This is a genomic window from Hyphomonas sp., assembly GCF_041398465.1.
Classification (GTDB): domain Bacteria; phylum Pseudomonadota; class Alphaproteobacteria; order Caulobacterales; family Hyphomonadaceae; genus Hyphomonas.
Genome location: NZ_JAWKUS010000004.1, coordinates 237,654 through 260,864, shown reverse-complemented (window position 1 = coordinate 260,864; position 23,211 = coordinate 237,654). Strand labels below are relative to the sequence as shown.

At 63.5% G+C, this 23,211-nt stretch carries 22 protein-coding genes, 1 tRNA gene and 1 riboswitch; of the genes, 10 read left to right on the top strand and 13 right to left on the bottom strand.

Annotated features, from left to right (window positions below):
• Nucleotides 1–14 precede the first annotated feature (14 nt).
• From gcvH to R3C98_RS14210, 6 genes are all read right to left on the bottom strand, one after another.
• On the bottom strand, nucleotides 15–404 hold the full coding sequence (gene gcvH / locus R3C98_RS14235) for a glycine cleavage system protein GcvH (RefSeq protein ID WP_371314730.1): 390 nt from the start codon (nucleotides 402–404) through the stop codon (nucleotides 15–17).
• Between the two features lie 12 nt (nucleotides 405–416).
• Nucleotides 417–1,574 carry a glycine cleavage system aminomethyltransferase GcvT gene (gene gcvT, locus R3C98_RS14230; RefSeq protein WP_371314729.1) on the bottom strand — a complete coding sequence of 386 codons (1,158 nt, stop codon included), beginning with the start codon at nucleotides 1,572–1,574 and terminating at the stop codon, nucleotides 417–419.
• 147 nt (nucleotides 1,575–1,721) lie between these two features.
• A riboswitch (glycine riboswitch) is annotated at nucleotides 1,722–1,813 on the bottom strand.
• Nucleotides 1,814–1,918: 105 nt separating this feature from the next.
• On the bottom strand, nucleotides 1,919–2,866 hold the full coding sequence (locus tag R3C98_RS14225) for a hypothetical protein (RefSeq protein WP_371314728.1): 948 nt from the start codon (nucleotides 2,864–2,866) through the stop codon (nucleotides 1,919–1,921).
• Nucleotides 2,867–2,940: 74 nt separating this feature from the next.
• Nucleotides 2,941–3,954 (bottom strand): hypothetical protein, encoded by a 1,014-nt coding sequence (locus R3C98_RS14220; protein ID WP_371314727.1) that lies wholly within the window; start codon nucleotides 3,952–3,954, stop codon nucleotides 2,941–2,943.
• An 84-nt stretch (nucleotides 3,955–4,038) separates the two neighbouring features.
• A complete protein-coding gene (locus R3C98_RS14215) occupies nucleotides 4,039–5,193 on the bottom strand; it encodes a YcjF family protein (RefSeq protein ID WP_371314726.1) in 1,155 nt (384 codons plus the stop codon).
• A gap of 148 nt (nucleotides 5,194–5,341) precedes the next feature.
• Nucleotides 5,342–5,719 (bottom strand): hypothetical protein, encoded by a 378-nt coding sequence (locus tag R3C98_RS14210; protein WP_371314725.1) that lies wholly within the window; start codon nucleotides 5,717–5,719, stop codon nucleotides 5,342–5,344.
• 420 nt (nucleotides 5,720–6,139) lie between these two features.
• Between R3C98_RS14210 and R3C98_RS14205 the strand changes: the two genes are divergently transcribed.
• Together R3C98_RS14205 and R3C98_RS14200 are read left to right on the top strand one after the other, a co-directional pair.
• Nucleotides 6,140–6,607 carry a hypothetical protein gene (locus R3C98_RS14205; RefSeq protein ID WP_371314724.1) on the top strand — a complete coding sequence of 156 codons (468 nt, stop codon included), beginning with the start codon at nucleotides 6,140–6,142 and terminating at the stop codon, nucleotides 6,605–6,607.
• A 182-nt stretch (nucleotides 6,608–6,789) separates the two neighbouring features.
• Nucleotides 6,790–7,560 (top strand): class I SAM-dependent methyltransferase, encoded by a 771-nt coding sequence (locus tag R3C98_RS14200; protein ID WP_371314723.1) that lies wholly within the window; start codon nucleotides 6,790–6,792, stop codon nucleotides 7,558–7,560.
• 2 nt (nucleotides 7,561–7,562) lie between these two features.
• On the opposite strand, the gene argS is transcribed toward R3C98_RS14200, so the two are convergent.
• Both argS and R3C98_RS14190 read right to left on the bottom strand, forming a co-directional pair.
• Complete coding sequence (argS, locus tag R3C98_RS14195; RefSeq protein WP_371314722.1) at nucleotides 7,563–9,335, bottom strand: arginine--tRNA ligase; 1,773 nt, start codon at nucleotides 9,333–9,335, stop codon at nucleotides 7,563–7,565.
• A gap of 3 nt (nucleotides 9,336–9,338) precedes the next feature.
• Nucleotides 9,339–9,905 (bottom strand): hypothetical protein, encoded by a 567-nt coding sequence (locus R3C98_RS14190; RefSeq protein WP_371314721.1) that lies wholly within the window; start codon nucleotides 9,903–9,905, stop codon nucleotides 9,339–9,341.
• 162 nt (nucleotides 9,906–10,067) lie between these two features.
• On the opposite strand from R3C98_RS14190, the gene ispH reads away from it, so the two are divergent.
• From ispH to R3C98_RS14175, 3 genes are all read left to right on the top strand, one after another.
• Nucleotides 10,068–11,015, top strand: a complete 948-nt coding sequence (ispH, locus tag R3C98_RS14185; protein WP_371314720.1) for a 4-hydroxy-3-methylbut-2-enyl diphosphate reductase — start codon at nucleotides 10,068–10,070, stop codon at nucleotides 11,013–11,015.
• A gap of 12 nt (nucleotides 11,016–11,027) precedes the next feature.
• Nucleotides 11,028–11,723, top strand: coding sequence for an alpha/beta fold hydrolase (locus R3C98_RS14180; RefSeq protein ID WP_371314719.1), 696 nt, complete (start codon nucleotides 11,028–11,030; stop codon nucleotides 11,721–11,723).
• 152 nt (nucleotides 11,724–11,875) lie between these two features.
• A complete protein-coding gene (locus tag R3C98_RS14175) occupies nucleotides 11,876–12,991 on the top strand; it encodes a ferritin-like domain-containing protein (RefSeq protein WP_371314718.1) in 1,116 nt (371 codons plus the stop codon).
• 56 nt (nucleotides 12,992–13,047) lie between these two features.
• On the opposite strand, the gene R3C98_RS14170 is transcribed toward R3C98_RS14175, so the two are convergent.
• Both R3C98_RS14170 and R3C98_RS14165 read right to left on the bottom strand, forming a co-directional pair.
• Nucleotides 13,048–13,719, bottom strand: a complete 672-nt coding sequence (locus R3C98_RS14170) for a cytochrome b/b6 domain-containing protein (protein ID WP_371314717.1) — start codon at nucleotides 13,717–13,719, stop codon at nucleotides 13,048–13,050.
• Between the two features lie 6 nt (nucleotides 13,720–13,725).
• Nucleotides 13,726–14,253: a cytochrome c gene (locus R3C98_RS14165; RefSeq protein WP_371314716.1), complete on the bottom strand. Its 528-nt coding sequence runs from the start codon at nucleotides 14,251–14,253 to the stop codon at nucleotides 13,726–13,728.
• A gap of 175 nt (nucleotides 14,254–14,428) precedes the next feature.
• Here R3C98_RS14165 and R3C98_RS14160 point away from each other — a divergent pair, with 175 nt between their 5' ends.
• The 3 genes from R3C98_RS14160 (at nucleotide 14,429) to R3C98_RS14150 (ending at nucleotide 16,304) form a co-directional block, all read left to right on the top strand.
• On the top strand, nucleotides 14,429–15,439 hold the full coding sequence (locus tag R3C98_RS14160) for a rhodanese-related sulfurtransferase (RefSeq protein WP_371314715.1): 1,011 nt from the start codon (nucleotides 14,429–14,431) through the stop codon (nucleotides 15,437–15,439).
• A 57-nt stretch (nucleotides 15,440–15,496) separates the two neighbouring features.
• Entirely contained in the window at nucleotides 15,497–16,159 is a 663-nt protein-coding gene (locus R3C98_RS14155) for a glutathione S-transferase (RefSeq protein WP_371314714.1), read from the top strand.
• 68 nt (nucleotides 16,160–16,227) lie between these two features.
• Nucleotides 16,228–16,304 (top strand) — tRNA-Pro (locus tag R3C98_RS14150).
• Nucleotides 16,305–16,492: 188 nt separating this feature from the next.
• Here R3C98_RS14150 and alaS read toward each other — a convergent pair.
• Together alaS and recA are read right to left on the bottom strand one after the other, a co-directional pair.
• The gene (alaS, locus tag R3C98_RS14145; protein WP_371314713.1) at nucleotides 16,493–19,132 is read right to left on the bottom strand and encodes an alanine--tRNA ligase; all 2,640 of its coding nucleotides are present in this window, start codon (nucleotides 19,130–19,132) and stop codon (nucleotides 16,493–16,495) included.
• Nucleotides 19,133–19,339: 207 nt separating this feature from the next.
• Nucleotides 19,340–20,434, bottom strand: a complete 1,095-nt coding sequence (gene recA / locus R3C98_RS14140; RefSeq protein WP_371314712.1) for a recombinase RecA — start codon at nucleotides 20,432–20,434, stop codon at nucleotides 19,340–19,342.
• Between the two features lie 156 nt (nucleotides 20,435–20,590).
• Between recA and R3C98_RS14135 the strand changes: the two genes are divergently transcribed.
• Both R3C98_RS14135 and R3C98_RS14130 read left to right on the top strand, forming a co-directional pair.
• The gene (locus R3C98_RS14135; protein WP_371314711.1) at nucleotides 20,591–20,803 is read left to right on the top strand and encodes a DUF2093 domain-containing protein; all 213 of its coding nucleotides are present in this window, start codon (nucleotides 20,591–20,593) and stop codon (nucleotides 20,801–20,803) included.
• Between the two features lie 7 nt (nucleotides 20,804–20,810).
• A complete protein-coding gene (locus R3C98_RS14130) occupies nucleotides 20,811–21,713 on the top strand; it encodes a M23 family metallopeptidase (protein WP_371314710.1) in 903 nt (300 codons plus the stop codon).
• Between the two features lie 10 nt (nucleotides 21,714–21,723).
• Here the strand turns inward: R3C98_RS14130 and R3C98_RS14125 are convergent, their stop codons facing one another.
• Nucleotides 21,724–23,082, bottom strand: coding sequence for an amidase family protein (locus R3C98_RS14125; RefSeq protein ID WP_371314709.1), 1,359 nt, complete (start codon nucleotides 23,080–23,082; stop codon nucleotides 21,724–21,726).
• Nucleotides 23,083–23,211 lie beyond the last annotated feature (129 nt).

The following is a 23,211-nucleotide window of genomic DNA, read 5'->3' as shown; positions in this document are numbered from 1 at the left end:
CGTGTGGGGAAAGCCTAGAGGCCCTCGCAATAAGCCTTGTAGGCGGCCTCATCCATCAGGCCGGCAATCTCGCCGCCATCCTTGATTTCGAGGACGCAGAACCAGCCCTTTTCCGTCGGGGACTCGTTCACCGTTTCCGGCTTGTCGGTAAGCGCGCCGTTGACCTCGACCACCTTGCCGTGGATCGGAGCGTAGACGTCGGAAGCGGCCTTCACGGACTCGACGACGGCCATGTCATCGCCCGGGGCGAACTCGGCGCCGACTTCCGGAAGCTCGACAAACACGATGTCGCCGAGCGCGTTCTCGGCATAGTGCGTGATGCCGACCGTTGCGAGATCGTTGTGAACCGTCACCCATTCATGGTCTTCGGTGTAGAAGGTCGTCGGCTGCGTGTAGCGGGTCATGGGGTCTGGCTCCTATCGCTTATAGTTATGCGGAACAAAGGGAAGATCGGCGACAACCGCCGGGCGCGCCTTGCCGCGCACCATCAACTGGATTTCGGTACCCGGCGCGGCATGCGCGGCGGCGATGTAGCCCATGGCGACCGGATGGCCGACGCTGGGACCGAAACCGCCGGACGTGACCACGCCGACTTTCTCGTCACCGATAAAGATTTCCGTGCCTTCACGGGCCGGGGCGCGCTCCAGCGGCTTGATGCCGACACGCTTGCGGGCCGGGCCTTCGCTCCGCTCCCGGAGGATGCGGCTTGCGCCTGGGAAGTCGCCCGCCTCGCGGCGGCGCTTCTGGATCACCCAGCCAAGGTCTGCCTCAATGGGCGACGTCGCTGGATCAAGATCATGCCCGTAGAGGCAAAGCCCGGCTTCAAGGCGAAGCGAGTCCCGCGCACCGAGGCCGATGGGCTTCACCCGCTCATCGGTCAGAATTTCCTTGACCAGCGGGATACCCGCTTCCGGTTTCACCAGCACTTCGAACCCGTCCTCGCCGGTATAGCCGCAGCGGGAGACGATGCATCGCGTGCCGTTCAGTTCGAAGGGCATGTGGTGCATGAAGCTCAGCGCTTCGCAGCCGGGGAAGAAATCCTTCATCACATCTGCCGCTTCCGGGCCCTGAAGGGCGAACAGGATGCGATCATCGGCGCGGGTCAGCACGGCGCGGCCGGCGAGCTTCTTCTCGAAGATCGCCCAGTCCTGCTCCTTCATCGCGCCATTGACGACGATGTAGAGGCTGCCCTGCGCGTCGTCTCCGATCGGGCGGGTGATGATCAGGTCGTCGAGGATGCCGCCTTCTTCGTTCAGCAACACAGTGAGGCGCGCCTGGCCTTGCTTCAGGCTGGTGATGTCGCTGGGGACCAGTTCCTCGATCATCGCGGCAATCTTTGCGTGGGCTTCGTCGCCGCCGCCGATGCCGTCTTCGAGGGTCAGGAAGCACGGGCCCATGTGAGAGACATCGAACAGGCCGGCATGGGCGCGAGTCCAATTGTGCTCTTCCATGACACCAGCCGGAAACTGAACCGGCATTTCATAGCCGGCGAACGGCACAAGCTTGGCCTCGCATTCAACATGCAAGTCGTAAAGCGGTGTCCGCCTCAGGGTTTCGGTCGTTGCGTCGGTCATGGCGCCCTCATCACAGGAGACAGCAGCAGCCAAGGCCGCAATTCTGTCGCCCCCGCTGTCTCGGCGCCTGAGAGATTCCGCCCGTGAACTCCGGGCTTGCTCCTTCGGCGAGGTGGCGCCTGACGGCCCGCCTCTTTCCAGCGTGTTGGTCCTCTCCCGGCCCTTTTGCCTGAGCGTTTCCGGGGCGGTTGCGCCTTCGGCGGCGGGACTTGATACCCGCTCTCTCCCGGGGGGGACTTGTACTGTCCTCCTGCTAGCGTGGATTCCGTACGCCAGCAAGCGCGCACGGCGCCCCGATCTGCGCAATCCACAAGCCTGCCTCAGAATGAGGCGCTATCCGGGCTCTATTCGGAACGCCGCAGTGCGAACAGGACAGGCTGGTGGTCGGTATATTGGAAACCGAGGTCGAATCCCCTGACCGATTCGAGCACCACATTCGGCGACAGCAGCAGGCCATCAATATTGGTCGTGTAGTTCCGCCCGGCCTGATAGGGCTGCTCATTCGTGCGCACGCTCGGCACGGCCGGGTCGATCGCCAGCTGCCAGCCCTCTTTCAGCTCTTCGCGCGGAAAATCGTGGATCCAGAACTGGGCCGAGTCGTCGGCTGTGTAGGCAAAGTCCGTTGGCGCGAGGCGCATGTTCCAGTCGCCGCCGACGGCCACCGCCTTGCCCTGCTGGTAATAGCTGTCGGCAAGATCCAGCACTTCACGCAATTGGACCATCCGCGTGTTCGCGCCCTCGTCGAAGGCGGAGAGGTGGACATTGATCAACACCCAGGACTGGCCCGAGGCTTCCAGCTCTGTCACCTGCACATGATAGCGCCGCTTGATGAAGCCCATGATCGTACCGGGCTCTTCCGCGATGCGAATGATTTCCGTCGGCCCGTGTGCGACGCGCATGAAAGTGCCGAGGCCGTGCTTCAATGAAAACGATCCGGGAAAAAACCGCGTGCGGATATCGGACGAGAAGAACATCGAATAATCGGAAAGCGCGGCCTTCACGCCGCCAAGAACATCGACGCCCATGGTGAGAAAGCCCGGCCCGGCGAGTTCCTGCATCAGCAGGACATCCGGCTGCGTTTCCTTCAGCACCCCCTGGATGCCTTCGAGGTTCTTCTTCACAACCGCCCTGCCCGGCGGGCGCAGCATCTCACCGCCATCGGCCTTGAAATCGGACTCTTCGCCAAGACCGGCATAACCGATGTTCCAGACCATCACATAAAGCGGTTCATTGGCTGGCGGCGACTGGTCTGCCGGCGTTGAAACCTTCGTAGGAATGGCTTTGTCGGACAAGGTCACACACCCCGCGAGTAAGAGATACACCAGCGCTAACGCAATCAGACCAACAGGGATATAGAACCTGCGCATCATATCCCCTCCGCCCTGGCGACTTCGCCTGGGCTTTCTTCGGCTTCCGGCTTGTTGAACTGTTGCGCAATCCACTGCGCGAGGCCGAGCCCGGCGGCGACACCGCCCCACTGGCTAGAGATCCGGCTGACGAAGCTGAGCAGGGATTTCTGGTCCAGCATTTCCACCATGATTTCCGAATAGCGCATCACATAGAAGGGCCGCATGGCTTCGGCCTGGCCGCGCAGTCCATCCAGCGCGCCGACATAGTGATTGATGACCGCCGCATAATTCCCGACATAGGTCCAGGCACCGACCGCCACGACGGCCAGCAGACCGATCAGAGTGGAGATCATGGTCAGCAGCACGGCATTGTTGATGAACAGGCTGCGCAGTGGCGTCAGGCGGATGGCGAGATTGATCGCGAAAATGCCCGCCATGAACATGAAGACCGGCGTCATCGTTTCCTCGGCTTCCGACAGCAGTGACTGCATGTCGAGATAGGAGAATTCGATGCTGCGAATGAGGTCGGCGTCGTTCCCGACAGTCCCTGCCGGCAAGCCTGAAATCGCCTTGTTCGCAAGTCCGGAAAGCGTCTGCGTGTCCGAAATCGCCTGCGTCACCAGAAGCGCCACGACCACGGCGCCGATGGCGAAGACGGTGAGGCTGTAGATGCCGTAGACGAGATAGGTGAAAATCAGGCGCACCCGTTCGTCCGGCTCAGCGGCCAGCGCCGTTCGGATGCCGTGGACATAAACGACAAGGCCGACGAAGACCGCCGCGCCAAGCGTGAACACCGGATAGTCCGCCATCAGGCCGCCGAGGCTGACATCCTTGCCCGCGCTGTCGATCAGCCAGACCAGGCCTGCCGCAAAGGTGACAATCGCGATCTCGCCATAAGCGCCGCTAACGCGCCGGACTGTCTTGCCGACCCGGAAGCGCAGCGAATGCCGCTTCACCCAGATCGGACCGGCGATGATGTAGGCCAGCACCACGGTCACGACGGCGGCCAGCCATGCACTCAGAAGGATCAAACCGTAACTCCCCGCTGGTTCACATCATTCACCCTGTAGTGTTTGCACAAGGCAGCGCACGAAGGCAATCGAGCCGTCTTCCTGTCAGCTTCCCGGCCCCGTGCCGGCTGGCTTGCTGCCGCCGAACCAGCTCTGCACCAGGCCCCAGGCGCTGCGAGACCCGGCAAGCGCCCGTTCCGTCGCCCGCGTCGCGGTGGAAGTCAGCCCGCCGACGCCTTTCAGAAGGTCGCCGATGACCGAGCCCGATTCCTCTTTCACATCCTTCAGCGCTTCGGCTGAGATCGCCTTCGCCTGCCCGGACGACCAGCCCTTGAAGCTGCGGCAGCGGCGCTTGGCGAGATAGCCGAGCTTCAGCGTCATCATCGCGTTCACCCCGCCATCCATGACCGGCCCGGCGACGAGGCCGCCCATCCGGCCCAGAAGGCTGCCGATGACGTCGCCGGTGAGATCTGTCACGTCTTCCAGCGCGCGGGCGACCACGACAATGGCGGCGACATCGCGCAGGATGCGCAAACTGCCCCAGAGGTGGGGCCGGCCGAAATAGGTGCGCGCCACTTTCGCAACCAGATTCGCGTTCCGCCACAGCACGATGAAGGCATCCACCGTGCCGTTCATGGAGACTGCCGTGGCAATGCCGACCGCGACCGCTTCGGCATGGATCAGCTGGTCCACCTTCTTGTCGAGCGGCTTCAGGACCGCTTCGATATGGTCGCGCTCGAAATGTTCGAGGTCGGCAGAGATCATCAGCGCCTCTTCCGGCCCGGCGCGGCGGGCACGCTCCAGCAGGGCCTGACCGCGCAGGATACTGTCCTCCAGTTCGCCGCGCTCTTCCTGCACCAGCGGATTTTCTGACAGCATCAAAAGGTATTTCAGGTCATAGCGCAGGCGCGCGGCGAGGGCTTTGGGATCTGGTGCTTTCGGGTCAATCGCGATGGCGGGCGGCTTCGCGGCGACCGGCATGGAGAGGAAGCCCATGATGGGCCGGCCCACCAGAACCACCAGCATCAGCGCCAGGATGACGATATAGGCATAGCCCAGCACCGGATGGACATCGTCAAACAGGCGGTAAAACAGGAAGCCCTGCCCGATCACGACGAGGAAGGCGATTACCAGGAAGGCGGTCGCCGACCATTTCAGGAATTTCCAGCCCTGCGCCCATTGGGACGCAAGTTCCCATTCGGTGCCGTCCTTTGCGGGCTGGTCCGGGCCCCGTACTGCCTTGGCCTTTTTCCTGGCCATGTCGCGCATGCTCCTTCGGTGAACTGAACTCACCCTATAGGTGGGACAGCCACGGAGCAGGCGCAACACCCGGCCCCTGCACCAGCAGATGCGACGCCCGTGAAGGCGCTTGGTGGAGAGAGCTGATTTTCAGGGGTTTCAGAGCGCGTCAGGTTTCCGGCAGCGGCAGGTTCAAAGTGCCGGGCATCGTAAAGCGGGAGGCCGCAGGCATGGCGCTGGCGCCAAGGTATTCGCCAAATTGTGCAGAATAAGCAGGCGCAGCTGCCCGCCCATCGCAGGCGGCGGCGAGGCGGTCACTGGAATGCTCGCGCGGCTTCAACCACGCACGTTCGGATTTCTGTCCCGGCATCCAGTCGATGCTGACGAGATAGACGCGCAGGTTTGGCGTCACGCTCCAGTGATATTTGACTCCGCGCCCATAGGCGGCCCGGATCTCAGCGCGCAGCATCAGCACCTGGACCCAGATCACGGGCCAGAGAAAGGCGAGCTGCGGCGGGAAACCTTCGGGAAGACGGAAGAGTGACATGTTCCGGACTATACGTCAGGCCACGGAGGTGTCGGATAAGATTGTTGCCGGGTAAGTGGTTGCAGCAGGATTGGGCGGTTAAGTTGGTGGACAATCCTCCACTCGCGTCACGCCCGATGGCTGAAAGCCATCTGGGCGCCCATTTCTGAAAGATACGGCAGGCACGTCATGACATGATGCTCCCGAGGCGCGGATCAGAGATGGGTCCCCAGACCGCTGCGCGGTCGGGGATGACGCGTGTGGGGAACGACTGGTGCGGCACAAAATCCGTCTACGCCATGATCATGCTTGACCAATCATGACTATGGCGGACTATCGCGGACTTGCCCGGATCACCCACCGCCCACGCAAGTGTGAGCCCAAGTGATTTTCCCGGATGGCCGGACCATGCCAGAGCGGGCGCCAACCTCCGGAGCCTCCATGAAACGCCTGCGCGCCCCTGCCCGTCATGCCTGCTGGACCGCCGCCTTCCTGGCCGGCGGCCCATGGCTCTGGCTCGCCAGCTTTCTGATCGAACGCCACCCGGCAGGCAATTTCGCATTCCTGCTGGAGCGCGCGAAGCTGCATGCCAATCTCTGGCTGCTGGCGGGCGGCGTGATCTGGTATGCGGCCTGGTCGTTCGGTACGCTGCTGCTGCCCCGGCAGGCGGCGAACCACCGGGCCGGCGACACGCTGCACCGCGCCTTCGACGCGGCCATCGTGCTGCTGATCCCCGCCGTAGCGGCGCTCTACTGGATCAATGGTGATCCGGACCCACGCAACTTCCGCCGCATGATGCCGGACGATACCGTGTTCCTGCCAGCGCTCCTGTTTGCAGGGCTGCAGGCCGTCGCCTTCATTCAGGTCTGCTGCCTTGAGCGGGTGCCGACTTCCAGAACCCTTCCATGAAGCGCTTGCCCGCCCGGCCGCCTCATGGTTATTCTGACATCACTATGAAGGGCTAGTATCGCCTCCGGGGCCGCGACCAATCGACGGCAGGCGAACCGCACAACACGTGCGGGCAAATCCGGTATGATCCAAAGAAACTCCATCTGCGCGACAAGGTTCGCGACTGACCCTTCAGGACACATATGTCTACTTCAAATTCACCGACCAATCGCTATGGCAGCCTTGCCAGCGAGATCTATGACATCGACAAGCCGCTGGGAAAACTTCCCGATACGGCCTTTTATCTGGAACGCCTGTCCGGCGTTCGCGGCGAAATTCTGGAACCGGGCTGCGGATCCGGCCGGGCCATGGTGCCCCTGTTGGATGCCGGACACAGCGTGACGGGCTTTGACCTGAGCGACGAGATGCTGGCCCAATGCCGGGCGCGTTGCCGGGCGCATGGCCATGAACCGGACCTCAGCCGGCAGGATTTCAGCAGCTTCCGCTATGACCGCTCATTCGCGGCCGCGATCATTCCGGCGGGCACGTTCACGCTGATCCGGGAGGCGCAGGACGCGCTGGCGCTGTTGCGGCGCCTCCGCGAAAGCCTGGCGTCCGGCGGATTGCTGATGGTGGACCTGATGTCGCTGGCGTTGCTGGCCCGGAATGCAGACGACCGGCGCAGCTGGACCGCGCCGGATGGCGACCTGCTGACGCTGGAAAGCATCCGGACCCGTACTGACTGGATCCATCAGGTGACGGATTATTCCATCCGTTACGAACGCTGGCGTGACAACAGGCTGGTGGCGAGCCAGCTGGAACCCATGACGCAACGCTATTGGGGCGTTCTGGAATTCCGGCTGGCGCTGGAAACGTCAGGCTTTGACGTCAGGGCCGTCACACCGGACTACCGGTCAGGCGCGGCACTGACTGAGAGCGCCCGCGTGCTAACCTTCGAGGCGGCTGCGGCGTAGCGTTACATCCGTTCCGGCACGCGGATGCCGAGAAGGTCGAGGCCCGTCTCCAGCTGTTTGAGGACGGCTGAGGCTAGTCCGAGGCGGCTGGCGCGCGTGGCCTCGTCCGACTCTGCCGCGATCGGCACGGCCGCATAGAAACTGCTGAAGGCCTGCGCGAGATTGTAGAGATGCTCGCACAATACGTGGGGCATACGCTTCTCGCGGGCCTGCAGGCAGGCGGCGGCGAAATTGTCGAGCTGCAGGACCAGCGCGCGTTCGGCATCATGGCCGATAGTGATGGCGCCTGCTTTATTGCCTTCTTCGGTGGCGCGGCGCAGCAGCGATTTCACGCGCACGGCAGCGTACAGCAGGTATGGCCCGGTCTTGCCTTCGAAGCTCGTGAACTTGTCGAGGTCGAAGACATAGTTCGTGGTCCGCGTATTCATCAGGTCCGAGAAGCGGAGCGCGGCGAGCGCGACGTTCGCGGCGACCTGGCCGCGTTCCTCGGCGCCCATGTCCTCTGGCAGCTTGCCAGCCTCTGCGATCTTCTTCTGCGCTTCTTCAAGCGCCATGGCGTTCAGGTCTGCGAGGCGCAAGACGCCGCCTTCGCGGGTCTTGAACGGCTTGCCGTCCGGGCCATTGACCGTGCCGAAACCGATATGTTCCATCCGGCCTTCATCGATCAGGCCGACCATTTCAGCAGCGCGGAACACCTGTTCGAAATGCAGTGCCTGACGCTGGTCCACGACGTAGAGCATGCGCTGGGGCGTCGGATGGAGGTTTTCCATCCGGTCAAGGATGGTTGCCAGATCGGTGGTGTGATAGCCGGTGCCGCCGCGGCTGTTGACCAGCATGATCGGCGGCATCTCTTTCTTGTCGCTGTCGCGCGCGATGCGGACGATGGTGGCGCCAGCGTCTTCTTCGGAGAGGCCTGCCTTCCTGAACCGCTCGACCACTTCCGGGATCAGGCCGTCGACATCGCTTTCGCCCTTCCAGAGGTCGAAATGGACGTTCAGGAATTCATAGTCGATCTTCAGCGCGGCGACCGAGACGTCGATGAAAGGCTTCAGCAGTGCGCGGTAACCGGGGCGGCCGGCCTGCAGTTCGGCGACGGCTTTCTGGCTGCGCTCAAGACGCGCCGGGTCTTCCTTCGCCTTGGTGCTGGCGGCCGGATACATGCGGGCGAGATCGTCGATGGTGACCGGCGGTTCTTCCGGATACGGCCCTTCGAAGGATGCATCGAAATAGATAAGGTCCGGCTGCTCGTCCTGAAGTTCCGTGACGAGGTGGCCCATCTGCAGGCCCCAGTCGCCGAGGTGGACATCGCCGGTGACGTCGTCTCCGAGGAAAGTCAGCAGGCGGCGCAGCGTGTCGCCGATCACGGCAGAGCGGAGGTGGCCGACATGCATGGGCTTCGCCACGTTCGGGCCGCCGAAGTCGATCACGGTGACCTGCGGGTCCGGCGCGCCCTCGGCCCCGGCCATCTTCTCGTCCAGCACCGTCTCGGCCCGCGCGGCAAGGGCCGCATCGGACACGCGGATATTGATGAAGCCCGGCCCGGCGACTTCCGCCGACAGGACCATCTCATGCTCTTTCAGTGCGGCAGCGACCTCTGCGGCCACGTCGCGCGGGATCTTGCCGGCCTTCTTGGCCGCGCCCATCGCGCCATTGCACTGGAAGTCTGCCAGTTCCGGCTTGTCGGACCGGCGGACATCGCCCCACCGCGCCTCAAGGCCCATGGCCTCAAAGGCGGCGCTGGCGGCCGCCGACAGGTCTTGCGTCAGGCTGGCCATGGATCAGGATCCGGCATCCATGCGGAACCGCTTGCCCGCGCGGTTGAACTCCAGCTCCTCTTCCGAAAGGTCGAAGCCGACCAGGATTTCGAAGTTGGAAGCGGCAATCGTCTCGTCGGCGCGGGGAATGGTGATCCGGTCGAATTTCGTGGTCGCCCCGTCCAGCCTGGCGTTGCCCGCAAACTCGGCCCGGACGGTATAGTATTCCTTGGCCAGCACTTTGCCGTTCCGGCGCGTGACGGCCACCCAATAGGTGAAGTCATGCGTGTTCGAATCCGCTGCCGCACCCTTGCCGAACGCGAAATCCACTTCCAGATCGGCCTCGACCGGATTGTCCCCGGTGTAGCGGCAGAAGCTGCGCACATCGGTGATTTCGCCGGTGTAGCGGATATCGGTGTAGAGTTCGTCAGAGCCGTCGCGGAAATCCACGATGCGGGAAGCATCATAGACCGATCCCACCGGCGGACAGGCACCGGCGTTCTGGCGAGTGTCGAGCGACTCGGCCAAATCCTTGGTGCTGGAGCAGCCGGCCACCAGTGCCAGGGCGAGGATCGGTAGGATAATGCGCATGCGTTTCGCTGTCCTTCTTGGCCAGTTTCTCCTGGCAAATCTCTTGGCTGGGCGGCCCGGTGGCCCCATCTGAACTTGCCCGGCCTGTGTTAAAGGGCTACGCGCCCCCGTGCAACGCCGCTAAGGCAGGTAGGTCGCCAAGGCAACCGGAGACAAGATGAAATGACGGAAAGGCGCCCGCTTAGAATCCGCCTCGCCGCCCCGAGAGGCTTCTGCGCCGGGGTCGACCGCGCCATCCAGATTGTCGAGGAAGCACTGCGCAAATGGGGCCCACCGGTCTATGTGCGCCACGAGATCGTCCACAATGCCCATGTCGTCTCCCGTCTGGAGGAGATGGGCGCCATTTTCGTCGAGGAACTGGACGAATGCCCGGAAGACCGCCCGGTCATCTTTTCCGCCCATGGCGTGCCGAAATCAGTGCCGGCGGAGGCGCAATCCCGCAACATGATCTATGTCGATGCGACCTGCCCGCTGGTCTCCAAGGTACATGTCGAAGCCGAACGGCATGACCGCGAAGGCCGCGAAATCGTGCTGATCGGCCATGCCGGACACCCGGAAGTCATTGGAACAATGGGCCAGCTGCCGCCCGGCCGCATCCACCTGATCGAAACGGTCGAGGATGCCGAGTCGTTCCAGCCGAAAGACCCGTCCAACCTGGCCTTCGTCACCCAGACAACGCTCAGCGTGGACGACACGGCCGACATCGTGGCGACGCTTCAGGCGCGCTTCCCCGGCATCTCGACCCCGCACAAGGAAGACATCTGCTACGCCACCACCAACCGCCAGGAAGCGGTCAAGGTGATCGGCGAGGGCACGGGCCTCGTCCTCGTCATCGGTGCGGAGACCAGCTCCAACTCGAAACGTCTCGTCGAAGTCGCCCTGCGCGCCGGGGCCGAGCGGGCCGAACTGGTCGCCAGCGCCGATGACATCGACTGGGACTGGTTCGACGGTGTCACCATTCTCGGCCTCACGGCGGGCGCGAGCGCACCGGAAGACCTGGTTCAGGGCGTCATCGCCGCCTGCCGGTCCCGCTTTGACGTGACGGTCCAGAACATCGAGACCGCGCGCGAGACAGTGACCTTCAAACTGCCGCGCGTGCTGACGGCGTAAGGCGCAACCGGCATGGCCCTGCCGCAGCTGATCCTCATTCCCGGCCGCCTCAATGATGAGGGCCTGTGGCGCCATCAGGTCGATGCGCTGCGCGATGTCTGCCGCCCCATGGTGGCGGATGTGACACGCGGGCGCTCCTTCGCTGAGCTCGCGGCGTCCGTCCTCTCCATGGCGGAAGACAGTTTCGCACTGGCCGGTTTTTCCTTTGGCGGCGTGGTCGCCATGGAGATGGTGCGCCAGGCGCCGGAGCGGATCGCCCGCCTTGCCCTGCTCGACACGGTCATGATGCCCGACTCGGCCGAAACGCTCGCAGCGCGGCGGAAGACGGCCGATATGGCGGAGCGCTCCACCCGTTTCCACGGCTTCAGCGACCAGCTGGCAGGCGCCTATCTCTCTCCGCAAAACCGGGAGAATGCGGACCTGGTGGCCGAGATCCGCGCGATGACCGAGCGGCTCGGCGCCGATGTCTTCGCCCGTCAGACCCGCCTGCCGCGCCCAGACAACCGGGAGGCGCTGGCAGCGCTGGCCTGCCCGGTCCTCATCGCCTGCGGAGAGGAAGACGTGCTCACCCCACCGCAAAGCCACCGGGACATCGCCGCGCTGATACCGGGATCGGACCTCGTCATGATTCCGGATGCCGGCCACATGACTCCGCTGGAACAGCCGGAGGCCGTAACGCTGGCCCTGCGGAACTGGCTGACGAACTAGTTCCGGCCCTGCCCAACCTGTCCAAAATGTAACCTCAAAAAAATGACGCCTACGTCATTTTCCGTATTTTGCCTCTGTTTTTAGAGCGGTAGCCTTTCCCCAATCCGGCCAGCCCGCCCATTCATGGCCGGTAATAAACTGGGAGAAATGCCATGAAAGTCCATCTCGTCGACGCCCCGCCCACCGATGTCCGCCACTTCGAAGACCCCGGCGAACTGGCCGACAAGCTGACGCCCGAAGACGTCGATATTATCCGCGAAATCTTCAACACGCCGCTGACCGGTTCCTACAATTGGGACTATGAGAGCGCGAACGTGAAGATCCGCCGCCTCTATGAACTCGGCAAGCGTTTCAACTGGAACGCCGAGCTGGATGTCGACTGGGACGTGCCCTTCGACAAGAGCGAAGGCCCCTCGCAGGCCGGCCTCAACCCGCTGCACGACCATCCGGTCTACCTTGCCATGAACGACGAAGAGAAGAACGCCTATGCCTGGCGCTCGCAGGCCCAGGTGCTGTCGCAGTTCCTGCACGGTGAACAGGGTGCCATGATGGTGGCGTCCCAGCTCGTTTCCTGCGCGCCGACCTATGACGCGAAACTCTACGCTTCCTCGCAGACTTTCGACGAGGCCCGCCATGTGGAAGTGTTCAACAAATACCTGCGCACACGCTGCGGCGTTGAATACCCGATCAATCCGAGCCTGAAGCTCCTGTTGGACAAGATCCTGACCGATCCGCGCTGGGACCTGAAATTCATCGGCATGCAGGTTCTGGTCGAAGGGCTGGCACTGGCCGCATTCCAGACCATGGCGCAAACGACGCGCGATCCGCTGCTGCGTCAGATCGTGACGCTGGTGATGCGCGATGAAGGCCGCCACGTGGCGTTTGGCGTCAACTATCTGGAGGACTGGATCAAGTCTCTGCCGGAAGAGGAAATCGAGGAACGTGCCCAGTTCGCCTATGAGGCCTGCGCCATCATGCGCGAACGCCTGTTCTCCACCGTGGTGGAGGAAGAGTTCGGCTTCGACCGCGAAGAAGCCCGCCGTGCATCGATCGACTCGGCCGGGGGTCAGGCCTTCCGCAACTTCCTCTTCGAGCGGATGATTCCGAACCTGAAGCGGGTCGGTCTGCTGACGGAGAAAGTGAAACCGAAATTCGAGGCACTCGGCGTGCTGCATTATGAAAATGCCGCAACCGATGCAGAGATCGACTGGGCGGCGCTGGAGCGTCCGCTGGAAACCGGCCGGATCGAAACCATCGCTGCCGAATAGGATGGGGTTGCCTCGGAAGGCCGGGGGTGCGGGCTGCCGCGCCCCCGGTTTTCGATTCAGCCGGCGTTCGCAACGCCCCACATGGCGGCGAAGGCCGCAGCCACCGCGATGGCGAGACGCAGCCAGGAAAGCTTCGCGTCGCTTATGGCGCCTTCACCGAAATCCGACGCGGCACGGCGGCCGGTGACCATCGGGCGCACGAGATTGTCCTTGAAGAAGACAAGGTAAGTCACGATCGCCGCGAAGTGCAGGACGATCAGGGCCAGCAGGATATTGAAGCTGGTCTCGTGAATCTCCGCGGCCAGACGCCCGGTCTCAAATGAAACGAGCGTCGCAAGCGGGCCGGATTCGAGCCCATCCACATCCACTGCAAACAGGCCGGTGCCCACCTGCGCGAACAGCGCCGCCAGAATGGCGATCACGCTGAGCGTGCCCATGGGATTGTGCCCGAAGCTCGGCGTGTGGGTACCGCTGCGCAGGTTCCGGATGTAGCCAAGAATGGCGGCCGGGCCGATGCGCCAGCTGCCGAACCGGGCAGTCTGCGGACCGATCAGCCCCCAGACGATCCGGAAAGTCAGCAGGCCGAAAAGGATCATCCCCATCCGCCTGTGCCAGTCCATGATGCCATTCTCCGCCGTCCACCACATGGCAGCGACGAGAAGGACGGCGGACCAGTGGAACAGGCGCAGGGCCCCGTCCCAGACGAGGATGCGCGTGCTGCCGGCCATGACGGATCAGTCGTCCGCGCGGAATGTTTCGTGGCAGGACTTGCAGGTACCGCCGGTGGTGGCGAAGGCCGCGCCGATGGCAGCCGCATCACCGCTTTCCGCCGCTGCGGCGAGGCCCGCGGCAGCGATGTTGAAATTGCCGATCTTCTCGGAGAAGAGATCCGGCTGGTCCCAGATAGCGGCAAGCGCATCGGTCTTCACGCCCGAGTCCGGGCCGGTGCCGGCCGGAAACCAGTCCGCCATGCCTTCGGATTCGACCGGAACGCTGGCGGCCGCAGCCTGGATCGCGGCCATATCGGGCTCACCGGCCTTCAGCTGGTCACTGATCGTCTTGAACGCCTTGCCCAGCTTCTTCAGCTGGCCCTGGCGCAGCTCGATCTGCTCCTTCGGGGTCAGGCCGTTGTCCAGCACGACTTCCTCGACAACCGGCGCAACTTCGGATTCTGGCGCGCTCGAGTCGCTGCCACCGCAGGCGGCAAGCAGGGAAACGCCGGCAATCGCGGCAATGGCAAGGGTGGTTTGACGAATCTTCATTGAAGTCTCCATGGGCTTTACCCCGCGGACGGTAAGCGAAGCCCCCGCGCGGGGCAATCGAAACCGGACCCGCCTGCGGCAAAGCGAACCGCCTGCCCACAAACGGCGCAGGGACAAATTTGCCGCGTGCACCCCAATGTTCAAATCCGGCGCGCAATCTGGCATAAGCGGCGCCATGACCACACGTATTGCTGCCTTCTACCTGTTCTTCCCGTTCCCGACCTTCGAGGCCGCGCGCGAGCCATTGCGCGCCACGCTGGAGGCTGCCGGTGTCAAAGGCACCGTGCTGCTGGCCGCCGAGGGCGTGAACGGCACCATCGCCGCCAGCCCCGAGGGCATCGACACGGCGCTCGCCGCGCTGCGCGCCCTGCCGGGGGCCGAAGCGCTGGAAGCCAAATTCTCCGAAGCGGACGAAAACCCGTTCCTGCGCCTGAAAGTGCGCCTGAAGCAGGAAATCGTCACCATGGGCGTGCCGGGCACCGATCCGAATTCGCTGGTCGGCACCTATGTCACGCCGGAAGACTGGAACGCGCTGATCAGCGACCCGGACACGGTGCTGATCGATACGCGCAATGACTATGAATACGCCATCGGCACGTTCGAAGGCGCCATCGACCCGGAGACAAAAACCTTCCGCGAATTCCCGGACTGGTTCCGCGCGTTCCGGGCAGACCTCGAAGCGCAGGGCCGCAAGCCGAAGATCGCCATGTTCTGCACCGGCGGCATCCGCTGCGAAAAGGCGACCAGCTTCGTGAAGGCCGAGGGCATCGACGATGTCTTCCACCTGCAAGGCGGCATCCTGAAATACCTGGAAGACGTTCCGGAAGAAGAGAGCCTGTGGCGCGGCGAATGTTTCGTGTTCGACGAGCGAGTCTCGGTGAGGCACGATCTGACGCCCGGCGACTATGACATGTGCCATGCCTGCAAGCGCCCGATCACCGAGGAAGACAAGAAGGGCAATGCCTATGTGCCCGGCGTCTCCTGCCCGCACTGCATCGACGAGATGAGTGCCGACCAGAAGCGCCGCTTCGCCGAGCGCCAGAAGCAGATCAACCTCGCCCGCAAACGCGGCGAGGCGCATATGGGCCCCGACGCTGCGGCCGTCGGCGCCCGCCGGCGCGAAGAAGCGCAGGCGGAAAGAGAGGCCCTCAAAGCGCAAGAGGCTGCCGGAGCGGGGGATGCTTGAGGCGTGCGGGCCGGATAGCATCAGCGCGTCCGATCCGGACGGTTCCACCGCGGAATAATGCCCGAAGCTGCTGCCCCGATCCTCTACACGTTCCGCCGCTGCCCCTACGCCATGCGCGCCCGGCTCGCCCTGTCGTCTGCGCGGCTGGCCGTGCGCGTGCGCGAAGTCGTGCTGCGCGACAAGCCGCCGGAGATGCTGGACGCAAGTCCCAAGGGCACGGTGCCGGTGCTGGTGCTGGAAAGCGGCGAGGTGATCGACGAAAGCCTCGACGTGATGCGCTGGGCGCTGGCGCAGGCCGATCCTGAAGGCTGGCTCAGCGCCGATGCGGCAGAGACCGACGCGCTGATCGCGCAGAATGACGGGCCGTTCAAACGGGCACTCGACCGGTACAAGTATCCGAACCGGTATGAGGATGAAGGCGCTGACCCGCTGGAGAACCGCGAAGCCGGGCTGGCCATCCTGCAAGACCTGTCTGAGCGCATCGCGGCCCATGGCGGGCAGCTCTTCGGCCCGGCGCCGACGCTGGCCGACATGGCGATCTTCCCCTTCGTGCGCCAGTTCGCTCACACCGGTCTCGACTGGTGGGAGAGCGCGGCGCCCGGCCCCGTCAAAACCTGGCTGGCCGGGCACAAGGACAGCGCCCGCTTCCGCGCCATCATGGCGAAATATCCCCAATGGGCGCCGGGGGCGGCCGAGCCTGCGCTTCCTGTCGCAGGATAAGCTGCGCCCGCCCGCTTTTGCCCCCTTGCAAAATCCGCCGCGGGGCGTAAACAGCCCCTTCTTCGGCGCGGAGTGTAGCTCAGCCTGGTAGAGCACTGTCTTCGGGAGGCAGGGGCCGGAGGTTCGAATCCTCTCACTCCGACCATTCATTGCCATTGCGCCTGAGGCGCAAAAATCGATCAAGGATCGGTTTTCGGCAATGAATGATTGAGCGCCAGCGAAAGCCCAATTTCAAAGAGAACTGCTTGCTGCACACGAAGTGCCGCTCCAATTCCCGCAAACAAAAAAGCCCCGCCTCTTGCGAAGCGGGGCCTTGTTTGGATGCGCCGGAGCCTAGCCCTTCAGGATCGCGCGGACAGCGTTCAGGGCCTCTTCGGCTTTCGAGCCATCCGGGCCGCCCGCCATGGCCATGTCGGGACGGCCACCGCCGCCCTTGCCGCCCACAACCTCAGACGCGGCCTTGACGAGATCGACGGCAGAGAACTTGTCCGTCAGATCCTTCGTCACGCCCACGGCGACGCCGGCCTTGCCATCGGCGACGCCGACAAAGGCCACGATGCCGGAGCCGATCTGCGTCTTCGCCTCATCGACGAGGGCGCGCAGGTCTTTCCCGCCAACACCTTCGGCGACACGCGCGAGCAGCTTGACGCCATTGATCTCTTCCGGGCCGGCGGCTGCACCGCCGCCACCGCCCATGGCGAGCTTGCGCTTCGCTTCGGCGAGTTCGCGTTCAAGGTTCCGCTTTTCCTCACCGAGCGTCGCGACGCGCTTGGGCAGGTCCTTCAGCGGCACTTTCAAACTGTCGGCAATATCGGCACCGATCTGCGCGCGGCCTTTCAGGTAAGACAGCGCCTCAGCACCCGTGGCGGCCTCGATCCGGCGTACGCCCGCGGAGACGCCGCTTTCCGACGCAATCACGAACACGGCGATGTCACCGGCACGCTCCACATGGGTGCCGCCGCAAAGCTCAACCGAATAGCGGCGGCCTTCGCCCGTACCCATGGACAGCACACGGACTTCATCGCCATATTTCTCGCCGAAGAGGGCCAGCGCGCCCGCCTCGATGGCTTTCTCAGGCGAGGTGACCTGAACCCCCGTCGGCTGGTTCGCACGAATCTGGGCATTGACCTCGTCTTCGACCGCCTCGATTTCGGCGGCGCTGAGCGGGCCGCCATGCGAGAAGTCGAAGCGCAGGCGGTCGGCCTCCACGAGGGAGCCTTTCTGCGTGACATGCTCACCCAATACCTTGCGCAGGGCCGCGTGCATCAGGTGTGTCGCCGAATGGTTTGCCATCACGGCCTTGCGGCGGACTGCATCGACATGCAGCTGGGCCGCCGCGCCGGTCTTCACTTCGCCGGAGACCAATTCGCCGACATGGACGTGCACGTCACCGGCGCGCTTCTGCACATCGCGCACGATGAAGCGGGCGCCATCCTCGAAGACGATTTCGCCATGGTCACCTGCCTGCCCGCCGGATTCGGCATAAAACGGCGTTGTGTCGAAGACGAGCTCGGCCGGGCCGGGCGACAGCGTGTCGGCCAGTGCGCCGCCCGCGGCAATGGCGACCAGCTTGCCGGTGCCGTCCGTGTTGCCATAGCCGGTGAACTTTGTGGCGCCGGCCTTGTCGCGGACACGGAACCAGATTTCATCCGTTGCCTGATCGCCGGAGGCAAAGCCAGCAGCGCGGCTGCCTTCGCGTTGCACTTCCATGGCCGCGTCAAAGCCGTCGACGTCGACGGTCATGCCGCGGGCCCGCAGGATGTCCTGCGTCAGGTCTAGCGGGAAACCATACGTATCGTACAGTTTGAAGGCGGTCTCGCCTGGCAAGGCATCGCCCTGTTTCAGCGTTTCGGATTCCTTTTCCAGCAGCGACAGGCCGTTGCCCAGCGTGCGCTGGAAGCGGGCTTCTTCCTGCTCCAGCGCGGCTTCGATGGCGGCCTTGGCACGGCCGAGTTCCGGATAGGCCTCGCCCATTTCGGAGATCAGCGCCGGGGTCAGCTTGTGCATCACCGGTTCGCGCGCGCCCAGCAGGTGGCCGTGGCGCATGGCGCGGCGCATGATGCGGCGCAGGACATAGCCGCGCCCTTCGTTCGACGGCAGGACACCGTCGGCAATCAGGAAGGCCGAAGTGCGCAGATGGTCTGCGATCACGCGGAAGGAGGCGAGCTTGTCGCCTGCCGCCTTGGCGCCATAGACATCTTCTTCGGCTTCGATCAGGCCACGGAACAGATCGATGTCATAATTGTTATGGACATGCTGCAAGACGGCGGAAATCCGCTCCAGGCCCATTCCGGTGTCGATCGACGGTTTCGGCAGGTTCTCGCGCTGGCCGGGGGCGATCTGGTTGAACTGCATGAAGACGAGGTTCCAGATCTCGATGAACCGGTCGCCGTCCTCGTCCGGGCTGCCGGGCGGGCCGCCGGGAATGTCTTCGCCGTGATCGTAGAAGATTTCGGAGCACGGGCCGCACGGGCCGGTGTCGCCCATCGACCAGAAATTGTCGGACGTGGCGATGCGGATAATTTTCGAATCGTCGAAACCGGCGACCTTTTTCCAGATGGCGGCGGCTTCATCGTCCTCTGAATAAACCGTGACCAGCAGGCGTTTCGGATCGAGGCCGAATTCCTTCGTCACCATCTCCCAGGCGAAAGCGATAGCGTCGTCCTTGAAATAGTCGCCGAAGGAGAAGTTCCCCAGCATTTCAAAGAAGGTGTGGTGGCGGGCCGTATAGCCGACATTGTCGAGGTCGTTGTGCTTGCCGCCGGCGCGTACGCATTTCTGCGAGGTCACGGCGCGCGGGGCGAATGGCGTCTCGGCACCGGTGAAAATGTTCTTGAACGGCACCATGCCGGCATTGACGAACAGAAGGGTCGGATCGTTCTGCGGCACCAGCGGCGCGGATGCCTGGCGGGTGTGCCCGTGCTTCTCGAAATAGGCGAGAAAAGCTTCGCGGATCTGGTTTACGCTGGTCATATGATCTCAGGGTCCTCGGCGTACAAAATTGTCCCTAAACGCCGAATCCGGCGCCGGGGCTTTACGCGCGATATAAAGGCCCCTTTGCCGCACGCCAAGATTGGCGCACCACAAAGGGGCCAGTTTGCCGGACGAGAGAGTGGAAACCGGCCCTGAGAGGACGTTTTCTGCAGGGAAAACGCGAGAGAGCGGGCCGGTCAGCCCCGATCAGCCCTCGGCAGCATCCGGTGTATCGTCTTCTTCGGAGTTCTCCATGCCGGCCGAGAGCAGCTCATCGGCGAGCAGGCCGGCATTGCGGCGGACAGCATCCTCGATTTCGTCCGCAATGGCCGGGTTTTCCTTCAGGAACTGGCGGGTTTTTTCACGGCCCTGGCCGATCCGCTCTCCATTGTAGGAATACCAGGATCCGGATTTCTCGATCACGTCGGCCTTCACGCCGAGATCGATCAGTTCTCCGGTCTTGGAGATACCTTCGCCATAGAGGATGTCGAACTCGACCTGCCGGAAGGGCGGGGCCACCTTGTTCTTCACCACTTTGACGCGGGTCTGGTTGCCGATCACTTCGTCCCGGTCCTTGATCGCGCCGATGCGGCGGATGTCGAGGCGGACGGAGGAGTAGAATTTCAGCGCATTGCCGCCGGTCGTTGTCTCCGGGCTGCCGAACATGACGCCGATCTTCATGCGGATCTGGTTGATGAAGATCACCATGCATTTCGACTTGGAGATCGAACCGGTCAGCTTGCGCAGGGCCTGGCTCATCAGGCGGGCCTGCAGGCCGGGCAGCGAGTCGCCCATTTCGCCTTCCAGTTCGGCGCGCGGCGTCAGGGCGGCCACGGAGTCGATGACCAGAAGGTCCACCGCGCCGGAACGCACCAGCGTGTCGGCAATTTCAAGCGCCTGCTCACCCGTGTCCGGCTGGGAAATCAGGAGATCGTCCAGATCCACGCCCAGCTTGGACGCATAGATCGGGTCGAGCGCATGCTCGGCGTCGATAAAGGCGCAAACCCCGCCATTCTTCTGCGCTTCGGCCACGCAGTGCAACGACAGGGTCGTCTTGCCCGAGCTTTCCGGGCCGTAAATCTCGATGATGCGGCCTTTGGGCAGGCCGCCAATGCCAAGGGCGATGTCCAGCCCGAGCGAACCCGTCGAAACGGCCTCGATATCCATGGCCTTCTTGTCGCCGAGACGCATGACCGAACCCTTGCCAAAGGACCGTTCAATATTGCTGAGCGCCGTTTCGAGAGCCTTCTGCTTGTCCACGCCGGTTTCCTTGTCCACGAGTTGCAGCGCTGGTTTCGCCATGAGTCGTCTCCTTTGGTCCACTATGGGGGTGTTTTTGGCAAGGCCCCCGGTTGCCATTCATGATTGTCATGTACCATGTTTGTTCCGCGGAACAAAGCGGAAACTTCCTGCGGCCTGCTCTTTTCTTTCTGCGCCCGTTCAGGCATGATTACACGCATGCTTACTCGATCCTCCAAACCCGCCGGCGAAGCGCGCCTCCGCTATCTCGATGCCGACATCGACGTGATCTCGCCCGGCGATTATGTCGTCTGCGCTGTCACCAGCCGAAAGATTCCGATCCAGGCGCTGCGTTACTGGTGTGTCGACCGGCAGGAAGCCTATTGGGACGCAGACGCGGCCTCATCTCGCATGGTTCCGGCAAAGGACTGATGCACGCATGATGCGTGACCTCCTCCTGACGGTGGTGATGTGCACGGGCGTCTGCCTTGCTGCGCCGATGGCAGGGGCAGAAACGGCAGTCGCGGTGCCGCCTCCAGTCAATGAGGGCTGCGACGGCGCACTAACCCAGGGCGGGCTCGTCATCTGCCATGGAGCACCGGGCACAGTGTTTACCGTCGCAGGCCGGAAGCTGACCGCCGGAAATTCAGGCTCTGCCCAATTCGGCATCGCGACGAACGCCCCTTCGGTGATCGGCTGGTCATCGGACACGGGCGCGTTTGGCGACCTCGCCATTGAAAAGCGCCATGACGATTTCCGCACGATCAAGGGCTTCGATTGCGACAAGGTCGATGCGCGCAGCGAGGAACAGAAGGCGCATGCTGCCCGCTCATGGGTCAAGAAGCAGGACGCCTTCGCGGCCTTCAATGAAGGCCCCGGCGCGCTGACAGGCTTCATCAAGCCGGCAGATGCACCCGCCTCATCGCCCTTTGGCCCGACGCGGAAATATATCGGTGTCAGCAAGGTGACAGGCGAGCCGTGCGAGTCCGTTTCCGTGCATCGGGGCTACGACATGGCCGCGCCCGTGGGCACGCCGATCGTCGCCCCGGCTGACGGCACAGTGATCCTCGCCGATCCGGACCTCTATTATGAAGGCGGCTCAGTATTCCTCGACCATGGGCACGGCCTCGTCTCGGTGTTCATGCACCTGTCGGAAGTGGACGTAGAAGCTGGCGACGTGGTGGAACGGGGCGACCTGCTGGCCAAATCCGGCAATACAGGCCGCACCACAGGTCCGCACCTGCACTGGGCGGTGAAGTGGCGCAATCCGGAAGCAAGCGACCGCGGCGGCGACTTCTATATCGACCCGTCCCTGCTGCTGGACCTTCCGGTCACAGACTAGGCGCACAGGGTCAGGCTGAGAGCCCCTCTTCCTGCACCATTTCCGCGAACGCCAGTGTGGTGCGGTCTTCGTATAGATTTCCGACCACCTGCATGCCGGTCGGCAAGCCGTCCGATGTTCGCGCCAGCGGAACGGCCGTCGAAGGCAGGCCGGGATATGTCGCAAGCCCAGCCCACATGAGCTGGGACGCATAGGGCACGGCCTGCCCGTTCACGGTCAGCGAGCGCTTTCCCCAGTCGGGCTCATCCATGTGCGGGAATGCAGCCGTGCTGAAGGCCGGTGAGAGAACCACATCCACATCGCGGAAGATGTTCGCCCATTGGCGCTGAAGGTTCAGCTGGGCGTCCAGCAGGCTCAGATAGGTGTGCGCATCGATAGGACGGGCTTGCGGCGTGCCTCGCGTGACCGCCGTATTCAGGAGCTGCATGTACTCTTTATGCACACTGGCAAAATCCGGCAGGCCCGGCATTCTGCGGTGCACCTGCACGCCGACCTTCTCCAACTCTCCGGCCAGCGCCTCAATCGGCCCCGCAACCGCGTCATCGACGGGCGGCAGGTCCTCGGAGCCGAGAACGAGAACGCTGAAGTCCTTCAGCGTGTGGTGACGGGCGGCGGGCAGGTCCAGCTTCCAGCCTTCATTCAGCGGCCCGGCCACGACTTCCAGCGCGGCGGACAGGTCTGCCGCACTGCGCGCCATCGGACCGACAACGGCGAGCGGACTGTCCACACCATCCGTACCCGGTGGGTTATACCCCTTAAGCGGCACGATCCCGTAGGTCGGCTTGTGCCCCCAGACTCCGCAAAAATTCGACGGAAACCGGATCGATCCGCCGATGTCCGAGCCGAGTTCCAGCGGCACCATACCGGAGGCAAGCGCCGCGGCAGACCCGCCTGATGATCCACCGGGCGTCCGACTGGGATCGTAGGGATTCACCGTGCGGCCATAAACCGGGTTCACGCTCTGCCAGTCTGTCAGGCCAACGGGCACGTTCGTCTTGCCGAGAATCACGGCGCCCGCGGCCTTCAGCCGGGCGATGGGAGGCGCATCCTCCTGCGGCTGGAAGTTTGCGAACATTTCGAAGCCCCAGGTCGTGGGCAGGCCTGCGACATCATTTGCTTCCTTCACCGTCATCGGCACGCCAAGGAACGGGCGGGCATCGTCCGCCGTGCGGCTTTCGTCGATCGCCTTCGCGGCAAGCAGGGCGCGGTCATAGTCTTTCACGACCACCGCGTTCAGCGGGGCGTTCTTTGCCTCGATCCGCTCGATGGCCGCCTGGCAGGCCTCCACCGCGCTGATCTGACCGCTTCGAACCAGCGCAGCCGTGTCCAGAGCAGTGGCAGTTTCCAGATTCGTGGTTGTGGTGGTCATTCCGTGTCCTCCAGGCCCTTGACTGTGCACCCTGCACGCAGAAGGCTCTTTTTGAGATTGGTTCTCACAAACCTTAACATGGCGACTGGGGGAAGCCATGCAGAAAGCGAATGGGCGAAAGGGGGCGGC